Annotated in this window: 19 protein-coding genes; 11 read left to right on the top strand and 8 right to left on the bottom strand. The window is 69.0% G+C overall.

The window, feature by feature from the left end:
• From AC14A7_RS10115 to AC14A7_RS10100, 4 genes are all read left to right on the top strand, one after another.
• Positions 1-3,517, top strand: a 3,517-nt coding sequence (locus tag AC14A7_RS10115) for a LamG-like jellyroll fold domain-containing protein (RefSeq protein ID WP_484008629.1), incomplete at its 5' end; no start/stop codon positions are given.
• Positions 3,518-3,562: 45 nt separating this feature from the next.
• Complete coding sequence (locus AC14A7_RS10110; protein ID WP_484008627.1) at positions 3,563-4,672, top strand: glycosyltransferase family 4 protein; 1,110 nt, start codon at positions 3,563-3,565, stop codon at positions 4,670-4,672.
• Positions 4,669-5,973, top strand: a complete 1,305-nt coding sequence (locus AC14A7_RS10105) for a hypothetical protein (protein ID WP_484008625.1) — start codon at positions 4,669-4,671, stop codon at positions 5,971-5,973. Before AC14A7_RS10110 ends, AC14A7_RS10105 begins: the two co-directional genes overlap by 4 nt.
• Position 5,974: 1 nt before the next feature.
• Complete coding sequence (locus tag AC14A7_RS10100) at positions 5,975-7,315, top strand: hypothetical protein (RefSeq protein WP_484008623.1); 1,341 nt, start codon at positions 5,975-5,977, stop codon at positions 7,313-7,315.
• Here AC14A7_RS10100 and AC14A7_RS10095 read toward each other — a convergent pair.
• The 3 genes from AC14A7_RS10095 to AC14A7_RS10085 form a co-directional block, all read right to left on the bottom strand.
• A complete protein-coding gene (locus AC14A7_RS10095) occupies positions 7,286-7,903 on the bottom strand; it encodes a hypothetical protein (protein ID WP_484008621.1) in 618 nt (205 codons plus the stop codon). The two genes, AC14A7_RS10100 and AC14A7_RS10095, sit on opposite strands and share 30 nt — an antisense overlap.
• Positions 7,900-8,703, bottom strand: a complete 804-nt coding sequence (locus AC14A7_RS10090) for a CDP-alcohol phosphatidyltransferase family protein (protein ID WP_484008619.1) — start codon at positions 8,701-8,703, stop codon at positions 7,900-7,902. Before AC14A7_RS10090 ends, AC14A7_RS10095 begins: the two co-directional genes overlap by 4 nt.
• Positions 8,704-8,820: 117 nt before the next feature.
• The gene (locus tag AC14A7_RS10085) at positions 8,821-9,726 is read right to left on the bottom strand and encodes a glycosyltransferase family 2 protein (protein WP_484008617.1); all 906 of its coding nucleotides are present in this window, start codon (positions 9,724-9,726) and stop codon (positions 8,821-8,823) included.
• Positions 9,727-9,825: 99 nt separating this feature from the next.
• Between AC14A7_RS10085 and AC14A7_RS10080 the strand changes: the two genes are divergently transcribed.
• From AC14A7_RS10080 to AC14A7_RS10060, 5 genes are read left to right on the top strand one after another with little or no spacing between them, the layout of a single operon-like run.
• Entirely contained in the window at positions 9,826-10,893 is a 1,068-nt protein-coding gene (locus AC14A7_RS10080) for a glycosyltransferase family protein (protein WP_484008615.1), read from the top strand.
• The gene (locus AC14A7_RS10075; RefSeq protein WP_484008613.1) at positions 10,890-11,891 is read left to right on the top strand and encodes a glycosyltransferase family 2 protein; all 1,002 of its coding nucleotides are present in this window, start codon (positions 10,890-10,892) and stop codon (positions 11,889-11,891) included. Before AC14A7_RS10080 ends, AC14A7_RS10075 begins: the two co-directional genes overlap by 4 nt.
• Positions 11,884-12,984 (top strand): polysaccharide pyruvyl transferase family protein, encoded by a 1,101-nt coding sequence (locus tag AC14A7_RS10070; protein ID WP_484008611.1) that lies wholly within the window; start codon positions 11,884-11,886, stop codon positions 12,982-12,984. Before AC14A7_RS10075 ends, AC14A7_RS10070 begins: the two co-directional genes overlap by 8 nt.
• Positions 12,981-14,174 carry a Coenzyme F420 hydrogenase/dehydrogenase, beta subunit C-terminal domain gene (locus tag AC14A7_RS10065; RefSeq protein WP_484008609.1) on the top strand — a complete coding sequence of 398 codons (1,194 nt, stop codon included), beginning with the start codon at positions 12,981-12,983 and terminating at the stop codon, positions 14,172-14,174. Before AC14A7_RS10070 ends, AC14A7_RS10065 begins: the two co-directional genes overlap by 4 nt.
• Positions 14,171-15,631 carry a lipopolysaccharide biosynthesis protein gene (locus tag AC14A7_RS10060; protein ID WP_484008607.1) on the top strand — a complete coding sequence of 487 codons (1,461 nt, stop codon included), beginning with the start codon at positions 14,171-14,173 and terminating at the stop codon, positions 15,629-15,631. Before AC14A7_RS10065 ends, AC14A7_RS10060 begins: the two co-directional genes overlap by 4 nt.
• Before the next feature lie 19 nt (positions 15,632-15,650).
• Here AC14A7_RS10060 and AC14A7_RS10055 read toward each other — a convergent pair whose 3' ends face one another.
• Positions 15,651-18,188 (bottom strand): right-handed parallel beta-helix repeat-containing protein, encoded by a 2,538-nt coding sequence (locus AC14A7_RS10055; protein WP_484008605.1) that lies wholly within the window; start codon positions 18,186-18,188, stop codon positions 15,651-15,653.
• A 259-nt stretch (positions 18,189-18,447) separates the two neighbouring features.
• Between AC14A7_RS10055 and AC14A7_RS10050 the strand changes: the two genes are divergently transcribed.
• Positions 18,448-18,900, top strand: a complete 453-nt coding sequence (locus AC14A7_RS10050; protein ID WP_484008603.1) for an FAD synthase family protein — start codon at positions 18,448-18,450, stop codon at positions 18,898-18,900.
• A gap of 26 nt (positions 18,901-18,926) precedes the next feature.
• On the opposite strand, the gene pyrH is transcribed toward AC14A7_RS10050, so the two are convergent.
• From pyrH to rpsB, 3 genes are all read right to left on the bottom strand, one after another.
• Complete coding sequence (gene pyrH / locus AC14A7_RS10045) at positions 18,927-19,637, bottom strand: UMP kinase (protein ID WP_484008601.1); 711 nt, start codon at positions 19,635-19,637, stop codon at positions 18,927-18,929.
• A gap of 98 nt (positions 19,638-19,735) precedes the next feature.
• Positions 19,736-20,563, bottom strand: coding sequence for a translation elongation factor Ts (gene tsf / locus AC14A7_RS10040; RefSeq protein WP_484008599.1), 828 nt, complete (start codon positions 20,561-20,563; stop codon positions 19,736-19,738).
• Positions 20,564-20,574: 11 nt separating this feature from the next.
• Positions 20,575-21,507 (bottom strand): 30S ribosomal protein S2, encoded by a 933-nt coding sequence (gene rpsB, locus AC14A7_RS10035; protein ID WP_484008597.1) that lies wholly within the window; start codon positions 21,505-21,507, stop codon positions 20,575-20,577.
• A gap of 197 nt (positions 21,508-21,704) precedes the next feature.
• On the opposite strand from rpsB, the gene AC14A7_RS10030 reads away from it, so the two are divergent.
• Positions 21,705-22,265, top strand: coding sequence for a M23 family metallopeptidase (locus AC14A7_RS10030; protein WP_484008595.1), 561 nt, complete (start codon positions 21,705-21,707; stop codon positions 22,263-22,265).
• Positions 22,266-22,312: 47 nt separating this feature from the next.
• Here AC14A7_RS10030 and AC14A7_RS10025 read toward each other — a convergent pair.
• Positions 22,313-22,485: tyrosine-type recombinase/integrase (locus AC14A7_RS10025; RefSeq protein WP_484008631.1), on the bottom strand; the 173-nt coding region annotated here is incomplete at its 5' end.

The raw sequence follows: 22,485 nt of genomic DNA, 5'->3' as shown, positions 1-22,485 counted from the left end.
CTACATCGCCGGCGACTTCACCACCGTCGACGGGGTGGGCTACTACCGCATCGCCGCCTTCAACACCGCAACCGGCGCCATCATCCCCACCTTCAAGCCCATCCTCGGCAGCCAGGGCCGCGCCCTCACCGCCAGCAACACCACCGTCTACATCGGCGGCACCTTCCGCACTGTCAGCGGAGAACCCCGCGACTACCTCGCCTCCGTCAGTGCGGCAACCGGCGATGTCACCGCGTGGGCTCCGAACACCGACGCCGTCGTCGACGCGCTCGCACTCACGGCCGACGGATCGAAGGTCGTCGTCGGCGGTCGGTTCACGACCCTGGCCGGAGCAGCCTTCCGCGGACTCGGGGCCGTCGACGCGAGCACAGGTGCGTCGCTGCCATGGGCCGCGAACTCGATCGTGCGCAACGCGGGTGCGAATGCCTCGATCACGAGCCTGACGGCGACGGCCGACCGCGTCTACGGCACCGGCTATGTCTTCGGCTCCGGCGGCAACCTCGAGGGCACGTTCTCTGCCGACCCGGCAACCGGTGCAATCACCTGGATCGAGGACTGCCACGGCGACACCTACTCCTCGTTCGCCCTTGGCGAGGCCGTCTACGTCGCCACCCACGCGCACTACTGCGGCAACATCGGCGGGTTCCCCCAGACCAACCCGTGGACCATGCACTACGGCCTCGCCTTCTCGAAGGCGAGAACCGGCACGATCACCGCCGATCCGCACGGCTACTACAACTTCGCAGGCAACCCGTCGCCGACCCTGCTCGACTGGTTCCCCACCCTGACCCCCGGCACCTACACCGGCCAGGGACAGGCCGGGTGGAGCGTCAGCGGCAACACACGCTACGTCGTCTACGGCGGCGAGTTCACCCACGTCAACGGCGTCGCCCAGCAGGGACTCGTGCGGTTCGCGATCCCCTCGATCGCCCCCAACAAGCAGGGCCCCATCGTGACGACCAGCCTCGTGCCGACCGTCGCATCCTTCACCTCTGGTGAGGTGCGGCTCTCATGGACGACGACGCACGACCACGACAACGCCAACCTCACCTACACCCTCGTGCGCGACGGCCAGACGGCGTCGCCGATCTTCACCGAGACCCGCTACTCCAACTTCTACACGCTCTCGCGCATGGGCTTCGTCGACACCGGCCTCGTGCCGGGGAGCACGCACACCTATCGCCTGTATGTGCGGGATGGATACGGCAACACGATCAGCCGACTGGCGCCGACGGCCACGGTCTCGTCTGCCGACAGCGGCGGGGCGTACGCTGACTCGGTCGAGGCCGACAGCCCGACCTACTACTGGCCGCTCGACGAGCAGTCGGGCGCCACCGCCTACGATCACGTCGGATTCGACGACCTCACCCTTGGCGCTGGCACGTCGCGCGGCGAGCCGGGAATCATGTCGCCGACCACCGCGACAACATTCTCTGGTGCGTCGACGGCCTTCGCTGCCACCCCGGTCGCCCAGCCCGCACCCAACGTGTTCACCGCTGAGGCGTGGATCAAGACCACCACCACCACTGGCGGCAAGATCATCGGCTTCGGCAACTCGCCGACCGGCAACTCCAGCAGCTACGACCGGCACGTCTACATGGACAACTCCGGCCGACTCTGGTTCGGCAGCCACCCCGGTGGGGTGCGCACCGTCAACAGCAGCGCTTCATACAACGACGGTCAATGGCACCACGTCGTGGCCACGCTCGGTGCCGGCGGTATGGCGCTGTACGTGGACGGGAGCCTCGCAGGATCCCGCTCCGATGTCACCAGCGGCCAGGCATACACCGGCTACTGGAGGATAGGCGGCGACAACCTCAACGGGTGGACGTCGCGGCCATCGAGCGCGTACTTCGCCGGATCCATCGCGCAGGTCGCGATCTATCCGACGGCGCTGTCGCGGGCCAGCCTCGTCGACCACTTCGTGGCATCCGGTCGACCATCACCACTGCCAGCTCCGCCCGCCGACGGGTACGGCAGCGCGGTCTACGCGGCGGATCCGCTCGTCTACTACCGGCTCGGCGAGTCGAGTGGGTCGACGGCGAACGACTCAGGGCCGAACGACCTCGACGGCAGCTACGCCGGAACGGTGCTGCGCTCACAGCCCGGAGCCGTGCTCGGCACAGACAACACGGCCGTGCAGTTCACGAGCGGCTCTGGCGTCGCGACGAATAGCCAGTTCACGAACCCGGTGACCTACTCGCTCGAGACCTGGTTCCAGACCACGACAACACAGGGAGGCAAGCTCGTCGGCTTCGGCAGCCAGAAGACCGGTCTGTCGAGCAGCTACGACCGCCACGTCTATATGCAGGATGACGGCAGGCTCGTCTTCGGCACATGGACGGGGCAGGCCAACACCATCACCACCCCGCTCGCCTACAACGACGGTGCATGGCACCACGCCGTGGCATCCCAGTCCTCCGCGGGAATGAAGCTCTACATCGACGGCGCTCTCGTCGGCACGAACCCGCAGACGGGTGCCCAGTCGTACACCGGGTACTGGCGCGCGGGCGGAGACAACACCTGGGGCTCATCGAGCCCGTACTTCGCCGGCCGACTCGACGAGCTCGCCATCTACGGCACTGCACTCGACGCGTCGGTGGTCGCGGAGCACTATGCGCTGGGATCGGGGGTCGAGCCGCCCAACGAGCTGCCGACCGCCTCGTTCACCGCTACGGGCGGCATCCTCTCTGCCACGGTCGACGGCTCGGCATCGAGCGACCCCGACGGAACCATCGCCGGCTACAGCTGGGACTTCGGCGACGGCCAGGGCGGCACCGGAGCGACCACGAGCCACACCTACACGGCGGCGGGTGACTACACCGTCATCCTCACCGTCACGGATGACGACGGGGCGACCGCCACCGCGAGCGCTGTCGTCACGGTGGCGCCCGTCACCGTCTTCGCCGAGGACGACTTCGAGCGCTCGGTGACCGGCGGATGGGGCACCGCGCCAACCGGCGGAGCCTGGACCGTCGCCGGCAGCGCGAGCGCCCTCCGCGTGGCCAACGGCGTCGGCGAGGTGACCCTCGCACCCGGGTCGACGCGCACCATGTCGCTCGCGGCGGTGTCGGCGACCGATACCGACAGCACGATGACCTTCTCGATCGGCTCTGCGCCGACAGGCGGAGGCGCGTACACGAGCATCTTCGGCCGTCAGGTTGGCAGCGCCAACTACGCGGCGAACGCCTGGGTCAAGTCGACCGGTGCGGTGGCCCTCGTGCTCAGGCAGGGATCGACCGTGCTCTCGAACACCGTCGTTCCCGGCCTCACCTACTCGCCGGGAATGCAACTGCAGCTTCGGCTTCAGGTTGTCGGTACGTCGCCGACGACCGTGCAGGCTCGCATCTGGCCGACCGGCCAGCCAGAGCCAACGACGTGGCTCTCGTCGGTCACCGACTCGACACCCGCCCTCCAGACCTCCGGATCCGTCGCCGTCCAGGCGACGTTGTCGGCCAGCTCCACTGCTGGCACCATCACCGCAATCGACAACTTCAATGCCCGGCTCCCCCACTAGGAGCCACGGCACCACCTTGTCTGCCAGGGAAGGGCAGGCAAGGTGGTGAAGGTCGTCTTCGATGCGTTCTGGTGGGCCGACGGGCCGCCATCCCTTCGTCATGTGCTGCGCGAGATCGTGCTGGCGTGGAGCACCGAGTTTCCGGATGACGAGCTCACCCTTGTCGTACGGCGCGCTGCACTCGACTCCGCGCGGTTGAGCGCGCCGACGCAGGCGCGACTCGTCACGACATCGCTGTGGCCCCAGGCCCTTGCCGCGACATCGGCGGTCACGAGAGCCGCGAACTCCGTCGGCGCCGAGCTCGTGCTCACCCACAACTTCGCAGCGCGTATCGAGGGAGCCGTGAGCGCCGTCTTCCTCCACGACGTGCTGTTCGCCACCAACCCGGAGTGGTTCACGCCCGTCGAGCGCGCCTACTTCTCCCTCATGCGCCGCTGGGTGCACCGCGCCGATCTCGTCTTCACCTCGACGGAGAGCGAGGCGGGGCGAATCCGCCGCAATTGCGAGGCCAGAGCCGTGGTGCCCGTTGGTATCGGCCTCTCGACAGAGCTGACAGAGACGGAGCAGGAGGACGAGCCAGACGCGGACCTCGCGCCGATGAGCTTCCTCCTCACCGTCGGCCGCCTCAACGCTCGAAAGAACCTCGCGACGACGATCGACGCTGCTCTCGAGAGCGGGCTGGTCTCCCCCCGTCGGCCCCTCCTCGTGGTCGGCTCGGCCGACGGCAGGAGAGGTGGCCTCAGCCCGCGCGCCAGGGCAGCGATCGCAACAGGAGCAGTGCGGTTCACCGGGTTCGTCGACGAGGCACGGCTGCGCTGGTACTACCGCAACGCTGCCCTGTTCGTGTTCCTGTCGCTCGGCGAGGGCTTCGGTATGCCACCGGTCGAGGCCGCCCACTTCGGCTCCCCCGTTGTCGTGAGCGACCTTCCGGTGTTCCGGCAGACACTCGCTGGCCACGCGACATTCGTCGATCCGCTGGATGCGGCGGCAGCGGCATCCGCGATGCGATCCGTTGCTGCGATGTCGGGTGCGTCCCCGGGATCGGCGCTTCGGCGCTCGGCGGCCAGCCAGCTCGCCAGCCGCCACAACTGGCGTCAGACCGTGCGGTCGATGCGGGCCGCGGCGCTCGAGTGCCGCGATCGGGTCGCGGCGTGACCGGGGTGGATGCGGCAATCGTCGCGGTGCTGGGCGTCCTCGCCGCTGCACTCGCTGTTGTCATCGCGAGACGTTCTCCACGAGTCGCGGTGGTCGCCAGCCTCGCCGTGCTCTGTCTCGTGCCGGTGTGGATCGGCGTGCGCCTTGGGTTCAACGGCAACCTGTTCGTTCCCGCGGCCGTTCTCGTGGCACTCGCTGCCGGCGTCGCCCTTGTGCCGCGACACGGCATGCGGTGGAGCCTGGTCGACGGCCTCTTCGGCGTGCTGCTGCTGCTCACGGCAGCCTCGCTCGTCACCGGCGACACCGCTCTCGCGATGTCGTTCCTCGTCACGCCCTACGGGTCATTTCTCGCCGGCTACGTCGTCGGTCGCGTCGCCGCAGCTCGCGTCGGCGCGGAGTTCGTCTACCTGGCTGTCGCGGTGGTATTCACGGGTGTGGCTGTGCTTGCGATCGTCGAGTTCGTCACGGGTCTCAACCCGTTCGTCGGGCTCCAGGTCGGCAACTCGCTGTTCGACGAATGGGGCGAGATACAGACGCGAGGCGGGTTCGCCCGCGCGGAGGGGGCGTTCGGCCACTCGATCGCGCTCGGGGCGAGCCTTGCCCTCGCAGCCCCGCTGACTCTCGCAGCCCGGCTCCCGTTCGTGCTGCGTCTCGCCATGGTCGCCACGATGCTCGTCGCGACCGTGCTCACGTTCAGCCGCATCGGCATCCTGTGCGCCTTCCTCGGGGTCATCCTGTGCGCGATCCTGCTGCGGGACAGATTTACACGAGCCCAGCGCGTGGCAGTCGTTGGTGGTGGCGCCGCGATCGGCCTTGCCCTGCTGCCGCTCGTCCTCACTGTATTCACCGAGGCAGGAGAGGAGGCGACCGCGAGCGCTGGATACCGCGGCGACCTCGTGTCGCTGCTTGCGGAGTCGAACATCGTCGGGCTCTCCGACTCCGTCGGACGCTCTGCCGATGGCACGCTGAGATTCGCCGGCTTCGCGTCGATCGACAGCCAGCTCCTTCTCTCGGCCCTCACCTCGGGATGGCTCGCCCTCGCCCTTGTACTCGTCGGGTTCGCTGGCGCGATCGTGCTGTGCCTTCGCGGCACGGCCCAGCCGGCAACCATCGCCGTCGTCGCGCAGCTGCCTGCCCTCGCAACCGTCGCCCTCATCACCCAGTACTCGGTGATGCTCTGGCTCGTCGTCGGCATCGCGGCAACGACCCAGGCCGCCCTTCGGCCTTCCCGAACGGCTCTTCACTCTTCTCACCCGGCCGCTATGGCCACTCCGCTCCGCCTACAACCCACAGGAGACTGACATGTCGCAGTTGATCGACCTTCCCCGCCCCGCGCCACTCACCTCGGGTGCTACCGACGGGCGTCTGCATCCCTATGTCGCGCTCGTGCGCCGCTACGGTGTGCTCGTGGCGCTTGCCTGCGTGGTTGGAGCCCTGCTCGGGGTTGCCGTGTCGCAGCTTGCAACACCGATCTACAGCGGTCGTTCGACGCTCTACTTCTCTATCGACTCTGGGGTGTCCGGCAGCGATCTCAACCAGGGCGCGAGCTATGCGCAGTCTCAGATGCTCTCCTTCGCAGAGCTGGCCGGATCGGAGCGAGTGCTGCAGCCCGTCATCGACGAGCTCGACCTCGGCTTGTCGGTCGCGCAGCTGGCGGGATCGGTCGAGGCGACAACCCCGCCCGGAACGGTCGTGCTCGATATCGAGGCGAGCTCTCCTGACCCGTCGACTGCGGCATCCATCGCCAACGGCGTCGCCCGCTCGCTGGCAGGGGCCGTGCGAGACCTCGCTCCGCGGGACGCCGACGGCGGAGCAACCGTCGAGGTGCGAACGGTGCAGTCGGCAACAGCACCGACCAGCCCCTCCTCCCCCAACACGAGACTCAACATCGTGGCGGGCGCTCTCGTCGGGCTGCTCGCGAGCCTGCTCGTGATTGTCGCTATGCGCCTGCTCGACACCCGGGTGCGCGACGAGCGGGCAGTCCTGGCCGCGGGTGCCGGCCCCCTGCTCGGCAGGCTGACGGAGCGACGGGATGCCGCACCGCCCTTCTCGATCGACCCGGCCGGAGAGGCCGCGGAGGACTATCGGCGGCTTGCGGCTCTCATCGACGCCACGGACCTCCCACGACCGACTATGGGGTCGAGCTCGGCTCGCACCATCATGCTCGCCGCGGTAGCAGACGGCCGAGCCAGTCGAACCGCCGCGACTGCCACCGCCAACCTCGCCGTTGCGGCAGCGGAGGCTGGCCTCCATGTCGCCATGGCGGGGGATGCCGCCGCCCTCTCGCACACGGCAGACGCCAGAGGGTCGACGGTCGTCGGCCATGAGCTGGCGGCCCCCGGAGGGATCCCCTCGTCGGCGGCCGACGGCGCCGATCTCGTGCTCGCTGCTGCCCCCGACGGTGCGCTCTCGTCTCGAGCGCTCGTTCTCGGCCGGGCAGCGGACGCGGTGGTGCTGCTCGCCGATGAGCGCGACGCCCACATCGGCGAGCTCAAGGCGAGTGCAGAGCAGCTCGCGCTAGCCGGGGTGCGGGTTCTCGGAACGGTGATCACGGCAACGGCACGTCATGATGACCGTGCCCCGGCAACGGTGCGGTCCCGCATCGGCAGAGTGCTACCCGCGCTCGAACACCACGAGGCCTGAGTCGGGAGAGGTGCTCACCGTGAGGTAGAGCGGCTGGTCTGGGTCGTCGATGGCGAAGGTGTAGCGACCCGTCGACTCTGCCCCCGCGGCGAGCTGGCTGGCCAGCTGCTCGTCCTCGCCGGCGGGGGTCAGCGGCGTGCGCTCCGAGCCCGCGTAGGCGTTCACGACCGCTGCGAGGTCAGCTGCTGTCGCCCCGGTGTTCGCGATGCTCAGCTCGACGACAATCGCCGGCCCGCTCGTCGATCCGATGCCAGACCCGGTCACGGTCGTCGTCGACACGGAGACGAGCTCGACGACGAGCCCTCCTCCCAGCTCGGCCGAGTCGCCGGTCGCGACAGCCGCGACGGCATCACCGTAGTACGGGTCGATCGCGGCGGGGACATCCGCGTCGTCGGGGGCGGCGGCAGCGTCATCCGGTGATGGCGACGGCCGGGGCGATGACGACGCTGACGAGGATGTCGATGTGGGAGCAGGAGCGCGGTTCGCGGTCATATCGACGCCTGGCGTCGCCGCAACCGCTGCGGCCGTGATGATGGCGGCAAGGGCGAGGGCACCAGCCGATGCTCCGATGACCACGTCGCGTTTCATGATGCGCCTCCGCCCTGCTCCAGTCCCTGGTGCGAGGAGAGCCCCCGCAGCTCGGTGAACCACTTCACCGACGAGAGCACGACGAAGCCCGCCGTCGCGACCGTGATGAACGTGTAGACAACGAGGAACACCGGAAGTGCCCCGAGCAGCACGAAGCTGAGGCAGAGCAGCCCGTAGTCCATCGGGGCGACGGCGATCGACCGCAGCAGCGCGCGTGGCGACGAAGCGGGGGGCGCCAACGGCAGGGTCGAGTGCTGCCGACGCAGCTGCTCTGTGAGGATCATGCTGAAGAACAGCACAGAACTGACGATGGATGCCGCCAGCGGAACCAGCAGCCACCAGTCGTCGACAGCATCCGCTCGATACAGCCCGACGCCGAGTGCGAGCGGAAGCGCAGCGGCCTTCGTGGCGTCGACGACGTGATCGAGCCACTCCCCTGCCGGACTCGAGGCACCAGAGAGACGCGCGACCTGGCCATCGGCGGAGTCGAAGGCGTAGCCGATCAGCAGCCCGGCGCTGACGATCACCCCGAGCAGCACCGACGGCGGGTAGAGCGCGAGCGCGGCGATCGCGGCGAACGTGAATGTGGCGCTGATCACCGTGACGGCATTGGGGGTGAGCCCGATCGTCCAGCACACCGCGGCGAGCGCGCGACCGATGCGCCTGTTGACGAACCGGGAGTAAGCGGGCGCGCTGCGAGCCGCTGGCTTCTGACTGCTCGCAAGCTGCCGGTAGGCGCCGGCGACACTGCGCTCGCCGGAACGAATATGCACGCTCGGGTCAATGGTGATTCGTGTCACGACAGGCTCCACCCTCGTCGGCAGAATGCGGGGAAGCACCGGGAGGAATTCCCGTCGTGACAGCCGATTTCCCATAATACCCACGCACTCGACCGGTGAGTCAAGCAATTGTCGGGGTCAGCGCGGGCGCATCGCCCTGGCGAGCCGCACGCCGTCGGAGAGCGCTCGTCGAGCGACGAGAAGTGGTCGAAGAGACCGAAGGAACTGCCGTCGCCCACCCTGCAGCAGGGTCTCCCAGGCGACCGTGCGGCGGTTGGCCACCCACGATCGGTAGGTCTCGTCGTCGAGGTGCTTGGCCGCGAACAGCAGTCGGTTGCGGATGACGTAGTAGGTGTACGTCGCCGACTTCGCCCTGCCACCACCGCCGTGCGTTCCGCCCTCGTCGTGCAGCGCGACCAGGTCATCGCACAGCACGAGAGTGCCCCCGCTGGCCAGCACGCGGTGCGACAGGTCGACGTCCTCCCAGTAGAGGAAGTAGTCGTCGTCGAATCCGCCGACGAGCTCCCACAGCGAGCGGCTGACCATGAGGCACGCCCCCGACAGCCACGGCTCGTACCGTGCATTGCCACGGCGAGCCGGATTGCGCAGTCGGCCATCGTCGAGGTGGAGGTCGGATCCCGCGAACCACGTGCTCCCGTCGGGTGCGACGATGCGGGGAGAGAGCACCGCGAGCGGCTCTGCGACAGAGCGGGCGAACAGCTCTGCGACCGCTGTCGGCTCGATGGTCGCATCGGGATTGAGGATGAGGATGTGGTCGGCACCGTGCTCGAACGCCCGAGCGGCGCCGCGGTTGACCCCGGCACCGAATCCCGGATTGGTGGCCGGGCATTCGAGCAGCCAGCCGTTCGCCTCGGCGAGCGCGGTGACCGTGGCGCGCTCGTCGTCATCCGTGCGATTGTCGACGACGACCACGACGGCCTCTGGCAGTGCGTGCGACAGGGGCGCAAGGTTGGCGGCCAGCAGGCGGCTCGAGCCGTAGTTGACGACGACAACCGCGAGGCCTCCATCGGTGTGTGAAACCATGGCGCGTCCCCTCGTGAGGGATGTAGCCTATATCGCACAAAACGCTCTTCCCTAGCGTTCCCGTAGTCGTACCATCGGCCACGCACTGGAGGAAGAGCCATGGCGAGTCAGCTCACCGTTCTCGTGAGTTTTCCCACCCCCCGACCGACGTCGGTCAACCCGTACACGATCCTCCTCGCCGAGCATGTGCGAGACGCGGGGGCACGGGTGCTGTACTTCCGCTGGTCGACGGCGCTGTTCGGCGACTACGACGTCTTTCACGTGCACTGGCCGGAGAACCTCGTCGGTGGTCGCACGCCGCTGCGCCGACTCGTACGCCAGCTGCTGACGCTCCTCATCGTCGCGCGGCTGCGGCTGACCCGGCGAGCCCTCGTGCGAACCGTGCACAATCTCGAGCTGCCCGACGGCCTCTCCCGCATGCAGCTCTTCGTGCTGAGGGTGCTCGACCGCCGAACCGACTTCGTCATCCGGCTGAACCCGTTCACCCCCCTCCCGGCCGACATTCCCTTCGCGACGATCCCGCACCCGCACTTTCGCGAGTGGTTCCGCCCGTTCGAGCGGGAGCAGGCCGTGCGTGGCCAGGTTGGCTACGTTGGCCGCATCCGTCGCTACAAGGGCGTCGAGGCCCTCATCGAGGCCCTCAGCGCGGTCGGGGTGCGCGGTGCGGGCGTCGAGGAGCCGCTGACCGCGCGCATCGCCGGCTACCCCTCCACCGACGAGCTGCAGCGCTCGCTCACCGAGCTCGCCGGCGACGACGACGGCATCTCGCTCGAGTTCGGCTTCATCTCCGACCGTCACCTCGTCGACATCGTCACGAGCTCTGAGCTCGTGGTGCTGCCCTACCAGCTCATGCACAACTCGGCCGCGGCGCTCACGGCCCTCTCCCTCGACCGCCCGGTGCTCGTGCCGCACAACGCCGTCACCCGGGCCCTGGCGATCGAGACGGGCGATGGATGGGTGCACACCTACCGTGGCGAGCTCACCGGCACTGACATCGAGGCCGCCATCCATGCCGTGCGATCCGCCTCGCGCGGCCAACGCCCCAACCTCGACGGGCGGTCCTGGCAGCGCACGACGCGTGCCCATCTCGACGCCTATGCCAGGGCAGCGCGCATCGCCCGCTACGCGCGCCCGACTCGCGGGTACTCACGGAGCACGGCACGATGAGGCGCCCGACGAGTGTCACGGTCGCGGTGCTGACCTTCCGGCGGCCGCGCGAGCTGCGCGCGTGCCTGTCGGCGATCGCCGCCCACGCGACACTCACCCGCGAGGCGGCTCGCTCGCGCGGACTCGTCCTGCGTGTGCTCGTCGTCGACAACGACCCGCTCGCGAGCGCCAGAGACGTCGTCGCCGAGGCCTCGGCCGGGGCGATCACCATCGACTACGTGGTCGAGCCGCGGCCGGGCATCGCCGCCGCGCGCGATCGGGCACTGCACGAGGCCAGCAGCAGCGACCTGCTCGTGTTCCTCGACGACGACGAGCGGCCGACGGCGCGCTGGCTCATGCCACTGGTCGACACCTGGGCCTCGACCGGGGCCGCCGCTGTCGCAGGGCGGGTCGTCTCTGTCTTCTCCGGCATCCTCGATCCGTGGGTGGCCGCCGGGTCGTTCTTCCAACGTCGTCGAATGGAGACCGGCACCACGATTACCCTCGGCGCAACCGGCAACCTGCTGCTCGACGTCGGGCAGGTGCAGCGGCTCGGGGTGCGCTTCGACCACCGACTCGCTCTCGGTGCCGGAGAGGACTCCCTGTTCACGAGTGAGCTGGTGCGAGCTGGAGGCCGCATGGTCTGGTGCGACGAGTCGGTGGCGACCGATCATGTTCCCGTGGAGCGCACCACGCGGGAGTGGGTTCTGGAACGGGCGCGCAGCCACGGCAACGTCGAGACGGTCGTTCGCCTTCGGCTCGCTGCCTCGCCGACCCGTCGGCTCGCCGCCCGCGTGCACGCGGCCGCTCGGGGGGCGGTGCGGGTCGTCGGCGGATGGCTGCGCTGGTCGCTCGGACGCCTATCGGGCTCGCTGCGACACCAGGCTCGCGGTCTGCGCACCGTCTACCGCGGCAAGGGAATCCTGGCGGGCGCCTTCGGCACGGTGGTCCAGGAGTACGCGAGACCCTCGCACCATGCGGGCACCGAGCCAGAGGCGATCGGCACGACTCGTGGTTGAGGAACCGCGGGTGCTCGTGCTCTGGGCCGACGAGGCCTCGCCCAACCTCGGCGTTCGCGTGCTGGCGCGGGGAACCGCGGAGCTCGTGCGAAGCGTGTGGCCGAGCGCAGAGATCGTCTTCCACAACTACGGCTCACGACGACCGCAGCTGCCGATCGGCCGCCTTCGTTCGCTGCTCTGGGAGCGCGTGCGCGGCGGGCACGGAATGCAGGACTGGCTGTCTGGCTTCGATATCGTGGTCGACACCCGCTCCGGCGACAGCTTCACCGACGCCTACGGAATCCACCGACTCGCCACGATGACCGCGGTCGGCGTATCGGCAGCCCACGCTGGCGTCACCGTCGTGCTCGGCCCGCAGACGATCGGACCGTTCCGAACCCGCACCGGGCGGGCGCTGGCGCGAGCGACGCTGCGCACCGCCACACTCGTGCTCGCCCGTGACTCCGCCAGCGTCTCCGTGGCCGCGGATCTCGGGTTCGACATCCCTCAGGCCACCACCGACCTGGTGTTCTCCCTTCCGCTGCCGGCCGAGCCGACGACGCGCGATGTCATCCTCAACGTCTCCGGGCTGCTCTGGCTGCCCAATCCCCACGTCGACGCCGCCCGCTACCGCGAGACCATGGTCGCCGTCGCCACGCAGCTGCGCGCTCAGGGCCGCTCACTGACCCTGCTGCCGCACGTCGTCGCCGCGGGCAATGACGACTCCGATCTCGCCGCCACGCGCGAGGTCGGTGCCATGGTCGACGCCGAGGTCATCGTGCCAGCCGATCTCGATGAAGCGCGTCGCGTGCTCGCGAGTGCGCGCCTGGTCGTCGCGTCGCGCATGCACGCCTGCCTCAACTCCCTCTCGGTCGGCGTGCCAGCCGTCGCCCTCGCCTACTCCGACAAGGCGGGGCCGCTGCTGCGTGACCTTGGCTGGGCCCACTCCGTCGACCTGCGCTCCGCGGCCGATCCGGTCGCGGCCATCCTGCGCGAGCTCGCCGTCGCCGAGTCCCTCGATACCACGCCCGTGCGCCGCGAGGCCGATATCGCCCGGCACGAGGCAGAGCTCGCGCTCGCCCACCTGCGCCTCCTTCCTGTTGGCCGGCGATGAGCACGCTGCGTGCAGAGATCGACCGGGTGGTCGCGGCTGGCAACTGCTCTGGCTGCGGTGCCTGCCTGCTGCTCGACCGGGGTCTCGAACTCGTGCTGGGCGACGACGGATTCGCCCGACCAGAGCAGGTCGGCCCGTCGCAGGCCGGGCCCCGCGCCGCGCTGGAGTTCCGTCGCTCGTGCCCCGGGAGTGTCGTCTCGGCGGCGCACGCTCCCCTTGTCGAGAGGCACCCGACGATGGGGCCGGTGGTTGCCGCCTGGCGTGCCTGGGCATCCGACGACGAACTTCGCTACGCCGGCAGCAGCGGCGGCACCCTCACCGCATTGGCTGCCTGGCTCAACGAGAGCGGGCGCGCCGCGCGGGTCATCGGCGTCACGCCAGACGAGCGGGATGCCCGGCGCACCGTCTCCGTGTCGATCACGACCCGCGAGCAGGCACTCGCCGCGTCCGGCTCCCGCTACGCCCCCGTGACCGGCACGTTCCCCGCTCTCGGAGGAGCGACGATCGGAACCCCGTGCCGCGTCTCCGGCATGCGCGCCCTCGGCGCGCAGCCGGGCCACGCGGAGCTGCGCGACGAGATCCTCCTGTCGTTCTTCTGCGCCGGAACCCCCTCGCAGCGCGCAACCGACCACCTGGTGAGCAGCCTTGGCTCCGATGACGCTCCCGAGGGCCTGCGATACCGCGGCAACGGCTGGCCCGGCCGGTTCACCGTGACCACTGGCGACGGCTCGATGGTCTCCCTCAGCTACGACCAGTCGTGGGGAGAGCACCTCGGCCGCCAGCTTCATCCCCGGTGCAAGCTGTGCCCCGACGGTGTCGGAGAGTCGGCCGACATCAGTGCCGCAGACCTGTGGGAGTCCGACGATCGTGGCTACCCGGTATTCACCCCCGGCTCCGGCACGAGCGCCCTCATCGCCAGAACGCCACGGGGCTACGAGCTCGTGCTCGAGGCGGTCGCCGCCGGGGTGCTCGTGGTGCAGCCGGTGCGCATCGAGCGGGTCGCAGCCGTGCAGCCGCTGCACGTCGAGCGGCGAAGCACCCTGGCCGGACGGATGCTCGGCGCAGCCCTCGCCGGACGCCGCCTTCCCCGATACCGCGGCTTCGGCCTCGTGGCGCTGGGTCTCGGTCGGTGGCGCGACTCGGTGCGCGCCGCCCGCGGCTCCTGGCGCCGCACGCGGAGCCGGGCGTGACGTCCCCCGGCCTCGGGCAGCAGGCTGCCAGAGGGGTCGTCGTGACGATGATCGCGCAGGCCGCCCGCATCCTGGTGCAGCTGGTGTCGGTCGTGCTGCTCGCGCGGCTGCTGACCCCGCACGACTACGGCCTCGTGGCGATGGTGCTCGCGATCATCGGGGTCGGCGAGATCTTTCGCGACCTCGGGCTGTCATCCGCGGCCATCCAGTCCCCCACGTTGACGACCGCCCAGCGCTCTAGCCTGTTCTGGATCAACGCGGCCATCGGTGCCCTACTCGCCGCGCTCGTCGTGCTGTGCTCCCCTCTCATCGCCGCGTTCTACGGGCAGCCACAGCTGGCCGGTGTCGCGGTTGCCCTGTCTCCGGTGTTCCTCGCCAACGGGCTCGCCACGCAGTACCGCGCCTCGCTCGTGCGCGACCTCCGCTTTCGCGACCTCGCTGCCATCGACATCGCGAGCGCAGCCATCGCCCTCGCGGTCGCCGTGACGGCCGCGCTCGTCGGCGCTGGCGTCGGTGCTCTGATCGCCCAGCAGCTCACCAGCGCTGCCGTGCTCCTGCTCCTGCTCGTGGTCACCGCCCGCTGGATTCCCCAGCTGCCCCGACGCGCGACGCCGGTGCGCGGGCTCCTCGGATTCGGCGGCAGCCTTGTCGGCTCGCAGCTTGTCGGCTACATCGCCAACAACCTCGACACGGTGATCATCGGCGTGCGATTCGGTGCCGCACCGCTCGGAATCTACTCGCGGGCGTTCCAGCTGCTCATGACACCGCTCAACCAGGTGCGCAGCCCGCTGACAGCGGTCGCCCTTCCCGTGCTCTCGCGCATCACCGACGACGACGCCCGCTTCTCACGGTTCGTCGCCATCGGCCAGCGCGCGCTCGGCTACAGCCTCGTCGCCGCCCTCGGCCTCGTGGCCGCCGCGGCAGAGCCGCTCACCCACCTGCTGCTCGGCGAGCGATGGCTCGCGGCGGCGCCGGTGCTGCGTCTGCTCGCCGTCGCCGGCATCTTCCAGACCCTCGCCTTCGTCGGGTACTGGGTCTACCTCGCGAAGGGGCTGACGGGCGACCTGCTGCGGTACTCGATGCTCAGCGCGGTTATTCGCATCGTGTGCCTTCTCATCGGATCGACCAGCGGCGTGATCGGCGTCGCCATCGGGTATGCCGTGGCGCCCGCCATCTCGTGGCCCATCTCGCTCTGGTGGCTCTCCCGACGCTCAGGCATCGCCGTTCGCCCGCTCTACGCGGGTGCCGGTCGCATCCTCGGCTGCGTTGCGATTGCCGGGGCGTGCTCGTGGGCGGCCGCGCAGGGGGTCGCTCCCCTCGGATCCGTCATCCAGTTGATTGCCGCCGCCGTCGCCCTCGCTGCCGCCTACGCCGCCCTCGCGCTGGTGCCCTCGATGAGGCGCGAGGCCGGCGAGGTCGTGCAGCTCGTGCGTCAGCTGCGCTCACGGGTGGCCTGAGAGCACGTGCAGATGGCCGCTACGGCCACGCCCCGACGTGGCGGGTTCCCTCCGGCTGACCAACGAGCGCGGCGAGGCGGGCATCGAGCGCCCGGGCAACCGCGCCGACCATGGACTCGGCCGCGGGGGTCAGCGCCGAGCCGCTGACGGCGGGGGTGCCGTCGATGGCGACGCTGTCGGCATCCTGCCCTGTTGCCCGCGCGAACGCCGCGACACTCGTGTAGACGGCGGGGTTGCCGTGACCACGCGACCACACGACGGCCCAGGTCGGCTGCGTCGCGCTCACGCGGTGGAACAGGTTGCCGTTGGAGCGCACCCGCATCTGGTCGGCGGAGCGCTCGTGGCTGTAGTCCTCGACGCAGAGCACGCACTTGCCCGTGCCGTCGGCGAAGACGTTGTTCGCGACGGTGATGTCCTCCGTGATCCAGGTGACCGTCGGGTCAGGCAGCTTCTGCCGCTGATCGTGGCCAGGCAGAGAGAGGTTGCTCGCACGGCGCGTGCCCTGGGTGATGTTGACGCTGCGGAAGTTGCCGGCGATCGTGTTGTTCCAGACCTCGATGTGACCGGAATCACTGATGAGGATGCCGTCGCGCGTATTGCGCAGCACCACGTTGTCAGCGAGCACGGCCTTCGATGACAGCTCGACGACGATGCCGTTGCCCTTTCCGTCGATGATGTCGTTGCCGGTCACCGTCATGTTGTAGACCGACTCGTCGAACCACAGGCTGTTGCCGGCGTTGTGCGTGAAAGCACTGTCAGTGACAGAGACGCCCCGCGACTTGTGGATCTTGAACCCACCGGCAACGGGTGCGCGGTTGAAGTGCTCCGTGTTGTTCTCGGTCAGCAGCAGGCCGCTCGCCGAGAGCCGGTCGGCCGTGCTCGCCTGCGCTCCCAGCATGCCGGAGCGGCTGATCGTGAGGTCGACGAGACGCGCTCCGGGGGCGAAGATCGCGAGACCGGTCGTCGCCGACTCGGTGATCTCGACATTCTCGACAGTGACGTTCGCAGCGCTCACCGCCACCGCCCCGATGTCGGGAACCGACGGGGAGTAGCGCTTGATGCCGATTCCGCGCACTGTGCTTCCCGCTCCCGCGATCACGAGCGCCTTGACGGTGTCCGAGGCATGCACTACCTGCCCGGTCGGATCAGACCCGAGGTAGAGCCGCGCCGTCGCGTAGTCGACGAAGAAGGCACCGGGCACGAGCAGGTCACGCGAGCCGACCTGCCGCTGGGCGACGTCGTCGATCCACACCTGGTCGGGGTGTGCCGCCATCGGGTACGCCGGGTCGACGAACTGCCAACCCGTTGCCGTGCCGTCGGGTGCGCCGCGGCTGTAGGTCGGGCTGGCGTCGAACTGCACCGTCCAGTCGATGGCGACCCAGGCATCCCCGTCTGGTTGCCAGTTCTCGACCACGCGGCTTCCGTCGAGCCAGACCTCCTCCCCCGGATACGGCTGGATGGTGAGGTCGCGCCCCTGAGGAATGACGAAGGCGCCGTGGTAATCGCCCTCCCTCAGCACGATCGTCGAGCCGGTCGGAGCCCGGGTGATGGCCGCGCCAAGGGTGCCGAGCGGGCGCTCGAGGGTGCCGGTGTTGGAGTCAGAGCCGCCGGGATCGACGATGATCGCTCCAGCCGGAACCTCGTACTGTGCCGTTCCAACAGGGAGCGCCCCCGGAGTGCCGCGCACGCCGTCGATGCCGGGCTGCGTCGCCGGACCGGTCGCCGGGTCGGGCGCGCTGGATGCTGCCGGGGTCTCGACGGGCGGTTCGAGCAGGTTGACCGCGAGGCCTGCGTACGACACCGGCTGGGGTGCCGAGCCACTCGAGGCGTATGTCCACACCGCCACCGCTCCCGGCTCCTGCAGCCGCCGATCGTCGGTGTCGTCGACGACGACCTGCCACGAGGGCGAGGGTGCGCCCTCCGCCCAGGCGCGTGCCGATAGCCGCACGGGGTCCACCCCCGTGGCTCTCACCTCGAAGCTCACCCGCGAGCCGGCGGCGAGCCCCGTCATGACCGGCTGGTCGCGCACGAGCGCCACCTGCGTCTGCGTCGACCCGGCGACCCGGATGACGGAGAGAAAGACGGCTCCGCCCGGCCCGATCCGGGCGGAGCCGAGATAGTGGGAGTTGTCGCTCACACGCAGCTCGAGCCCCGCATAGACGCCATTGCCCGCGGTCGGTATGACGGGAACACTCACCGCGGTCGACACCTGCACGTCGCGCGCGTTCACCCCTGGCAGGGTCGCGGTGACCGACGACCCCGACCGGGGTGGGGAGGCGATGCCGGAGACGCCATCAGTCGAGAAGCGATCGGGAACGCTCAGCACGTAGTCACCGCCGATTGCTGCCGTGCCCCATGCGCCCTGCAGCGCACGATCGAACTCGTCGGATGCGACGGTCTCCCCGAGGGTGTACTCGTCGTCCGCCGTCGCCACGGCCACGCCCGTCAGCACCGCGACGACCACGACGACGAGGGAGACCCCGATCGCCACCGCGGCGCGCAGACGCCTGGTCGACTCCACGCGCTGTGCGGCGCGGTGTCTTCCTTGGGTGCTCATCACCATTCGGTTCCCTCGATACGCAGCCCGGAACGGGACTCACTGGCCAGCGGCCAGCTGTGCGATTGCGCGCACGGTTCGTGGAAAGTCGAATCGGGTGCGCAGTGCGCGTGAACGATTTCGAGAACTGTAGCACGCCCCCTGTTCGGGGGTCACGAGAAATAACACTGGATCCCCCGAATGGGGGGCGTTATGCTGACATCAACCGGGCACTTCCCTTTCACCGGACGTTGGTTCACACGTCACCTGAGAGGATGCAATGCCTGATCGCGTTGGATATGCAGCCGGTGCCTTCGACCTCTTTCACATCGGTCATCTCAATCTTCTTCGCCGTGCACGCGCCGAGTGCGACGTGCTCATAGCCGGCGTGGTCTCCGACGAGCTGCTCATCAGTCGCAGAGGCCGCCCCGCGATGATCCCCCTGCAGGAGCGGCTCGAGATTGTGAGCTCCATCGGGTTCGTCGATCACGCGGTCGCCGAGACAAAGGCAGACAAACTCGACACCTGGCGCAGCCTGCACTTCGACGTCTTCTTCAAGGGCGACGACTGGCGGGGCACCCGCAAGGGCAGAGATCTCGAACGGCGGTTCGCCGAGGTCGGCGTCGAGGTCGTGTACTTCCCCTACACGGTCGACACGTCGAGCACTGCACTGCGACGGGCCCTCGCCGTGCTCAACGAGTCGTCTCGAGACGACGTGCGCGTGAGGGCGTAGCGGCGCAGCTCAGTTGTCTACGACCCTCAGTTGCTGACGAGCGTGCCGATCCGCTCGCCGCGAATCGCCTTCGTGAGGTTGCCCTTCGGCTCCATGCCGAAGACGACCATGGGCATCGAGTTGTCCATGCACAGGCTGAATGCCGTGGAGTCGACCACCTTGAGGCCCTGCACGAGCGCCTCCTGGTAGGTGATCTCCTCGATCTTCTTCGCATCGGGGTTGGTGCGCGGGTCGTCGTCGTAGACGCCGTCGACGCCGTTCTTGGCAACGAGCACGACCTGCGCGTCGATCTCGAGGGCACGCTGGGCCGAGACCGTGTCGGTCGAGAAGTACGGAAGGCCTGCGCCCGCACCGAAGATGACGACGCGCCCCTTCTCGAGGTGGCGCTCTGCGCGGCGAGGAATGTACGGCTCGGCCACCTGGGTCATCGAGATGGCCGACTGCACACGCGTCGCCGCCCCTGCCTGCTCGAGGAAGTCCTGCAGCGCGAGTGCGTTCATCACGGTGCCGAGCATGCCCATGTAGTCGGCGCGACCGCGGTCCATGCCGCGCTGGCTGAGCTCTGCTCCACGGAAGAAGTTGCCGCCGCCGACCACGATCGCGATCTCGACGTCGTGGCTCGCCTCGGCGATCTCCTTCGCGATGCTGCTGACCACATCCGGGTTGACGCCGAGCGAGCCGCCGCCGAACGACTCACCAGAGAGCTTGAGGAGGACGCGGCGCTTGCGATCGGACATTCTTAGCTCCCGGGGGTTGGACTCCATACAGGGTATCTGGTCTGCGAACGCGAAAGGCCCCGCAGCCGGAGCTGCGGGGCCTTTCGGAAGCGGGATTGCTAGGCGCCGACCTTGAAGCGGGCGAAGCCGGAGACGGTGAGTCCGGCATCCGCGAGCACCTTGGTGATCGAGACCTTGTTGTCCTTGGCGTAGTCCTGGTCGAGCAGGGCAACCTGCTTGAAGAACGCGGCAACGCGGCCCTCGACGATCTTCGGAAGGGCAGCCTCAGGCTTGCCCTCGCCGCGGCTGATCTCCTCGACGATGCGACGCTCGTTCTCGACCGTCTCGGCCGGAACCTCGTCGCGCGACAGGTACTGCGGGTCGGCGAACGAGATGTGCTGCGCCACCGAGCGAGCGGTCTCTGCGTCGTCACCCGAGTAGCCGACGACAACGCCGACCTGCGGAGGCAGGTCCTTGTTGGTCTTGTGCAGGTAGATCGCGAACTTCTCACCGGTCACGACAGCGACACGGCGAAGCTCGATCTTCTCGCCGAGGATCGCAGCCTCGTCGCCGATGAGCTCTGCGACGGTCTGGCTGCCGGCGGGAGCCGCAAGGCCCTCCTCCGGGGTCGTCGCGCCAGCGGCGGCGACGGCCTCGAGCACCTTGTCGCCGAGGGCGACGAACTTCTCGCCCTTCGCGACGAAGTCGGTCTCGCACGCGAGCTCGATGAGCGTCGTGGTTCCGGCGCCCTCCTTCGCGGCGACGAGGCCCTCGCTCGTGGAGCGGTCGAGGCGCTTGGCGTTCGACTTGGCACCCTTGAGACGCAGGATCTCGGTGGCCTTCTCGAGGTCACCGCCCGCCTCGACGAGAGCGTTCTTGCTGTCGACCATGCCGGTGCCGAGGCGCTCGCGCAGGGTCTTGAGGTCAGCGAGGCTGAAATCTGCCATTCGACGTGTCCTTACTTCGTGTCGGCGGGCGTAGCCGCCTCGTTCGCGGCGGGAGCGGCCTCGGCCTCGGCTGCCTCAGGGGCTGCCTCGGTCTCGGCGACGGTCTCGTCGGCGGGGGTCTCTGGTGCTGCTGCCTCGGCGGCAGGGGTCTCGACGGCCTCTGCGGGGGCGGCTGCGGCCTCGGCCTCGCCGGCCTGCAGCAGCTCTGCCTCCCACGCGGCGAGAGGCTCGACCTCAGCGCCGTCCTCAGGCTTCTGGTGACGCTGAACGAGGCCCTCGGCTGCGGCATCCGCGATGATGCGGGTCAGCAGTGCGACGGAGCGGATGGCGTCGTCGTTACCCGGGATCGGGTACTGAACCTCGTCGGGGTCGCAGTTGGTGTCGAGGATCGCGATGACCGGAATACCGAGCTTGTGCGCCTCGTCGATGGCGAGGTGCTCCTTCTTGGTGTCGACGATCCACACGGCAGACGGGGTCTTCGTGAGGTTGCGGATACCGCCAAGGCTCTTCTGCAGCTTCACCAGCTCGCGGCGCTGGATGAGCAGCTCCTTCTTGGTGTAGCCACGGGTCGTGTCGTCGAAGTCGACCTCCTCGAGCTCCTTCATGCGCGCGAGGCGCTTGGAGACCGTCTGGAAGTTGGTGAGGAGGCCACCGAGCCAGCGCTGGTTGACGTAGGGCTGGCCGACGCGCAGCGCCTGCTCAGCGATCGAGCCCTGTGCCTGCTTCTTGGTGCCGACGAAGAGGATGGTGCCGCCGTGGGCAACCGTCTCCTTGACGTAGTCGTAGGTCTTGTCGATGTGCTGCAGCGACTGCTGCAGGTCGATGATGTGGCTGCCGCTTCGCTCGGTCAGGATGAAGCGCTTCATCTTCGGGTTCCAGCGGCGGGTCTGGTGTCCGAAGTGGACGCCGCTGTCGAGCAGCTGGCGAATGGTGACGACGGCCATGGCCGTTCTCCTTTTCTGGCACGCGTGAGCGTGCCCTTCAGTTGTTATCCGCGACCGTGTGGCGCGAAACCTGGTGCTCAGCAGACATCCGCTAGCTCTTACGAGCAAGACTGGAGGATGTGTGCGCTACGAATGAGCACGCGTAGTCACCTTGCTTGCGCAAGATGCAGCCAAAATCATACCACTTCCCTCACTGGATGCCGCTGCCGCCCTTCTCCACCGATCCGCACCTCGGCCGCACCGCCGCTGCAACCGCGCGGCACTCTCTGTCTATGAAGCGAGTGCTCGCGACCGCCCTGCTCGTTCCCCTGGTTCTGACGGCCGGGCCGGCAGCCGCCGACCCGGCCCGCTGGGCGTGGCCGACTCCAGCACCGCACGCCATCGTGCGCCAGTACCTCGCACCGGCAACCCCCTACGGGCCGGGCCATCGCGGCATCGACATCGCGAGCACTGCCGTTGAGATCCGCGCCCCCGCCGACGGGGTGGTGCACTTCGCCGGGGTCGTCGTCGACCGACCCGTGCTGTCGATTCGCCACGCGGGTGGTCTCATCTCGAGCTTCGAGCCGCTCACGACGACCCTCGCGGCCGGCGATCCGGTCGCGCGCGGCCAGGTGATCGGCAGCCTCGAGCCCGGCCACTGCGTGCAGCAGCTATGCCTGCACTTCGGCGTTCGGCTCGACGGGGAGTACGTCAATCCGCTCCTGCTGCTCGGCGGGGTGCCGCGCAGCGTGCTGCTGCCGACGAGACCCGCGGGTTGAGTAGCGCGACGCGTAGAGCATCGCGGATGGAACCGTATCGAAACCGCCTACGCCCGCGGGTGCGCCAGCGCGTAGCTCTGCTTGAGCCGCTCCGTCGAGACGTGCGTGTAGAGCTGCGTCGTTCCAAGGCTCGCGTGGCCGAGCATCTCCTGCACGGCGCGCAGGTCGGCTCCGCCGTCGAGCAGGTGCGTTGCCGCGGTGTGGCGGAGGGCGTGGGGGG

Source organism: Conyzicola sp., assembly GCF_057073975.1.
Note: the sequence above shows the minus strand (reverse complement) of the source record. Positions and strands in the feature narration are given on the sequence as shown.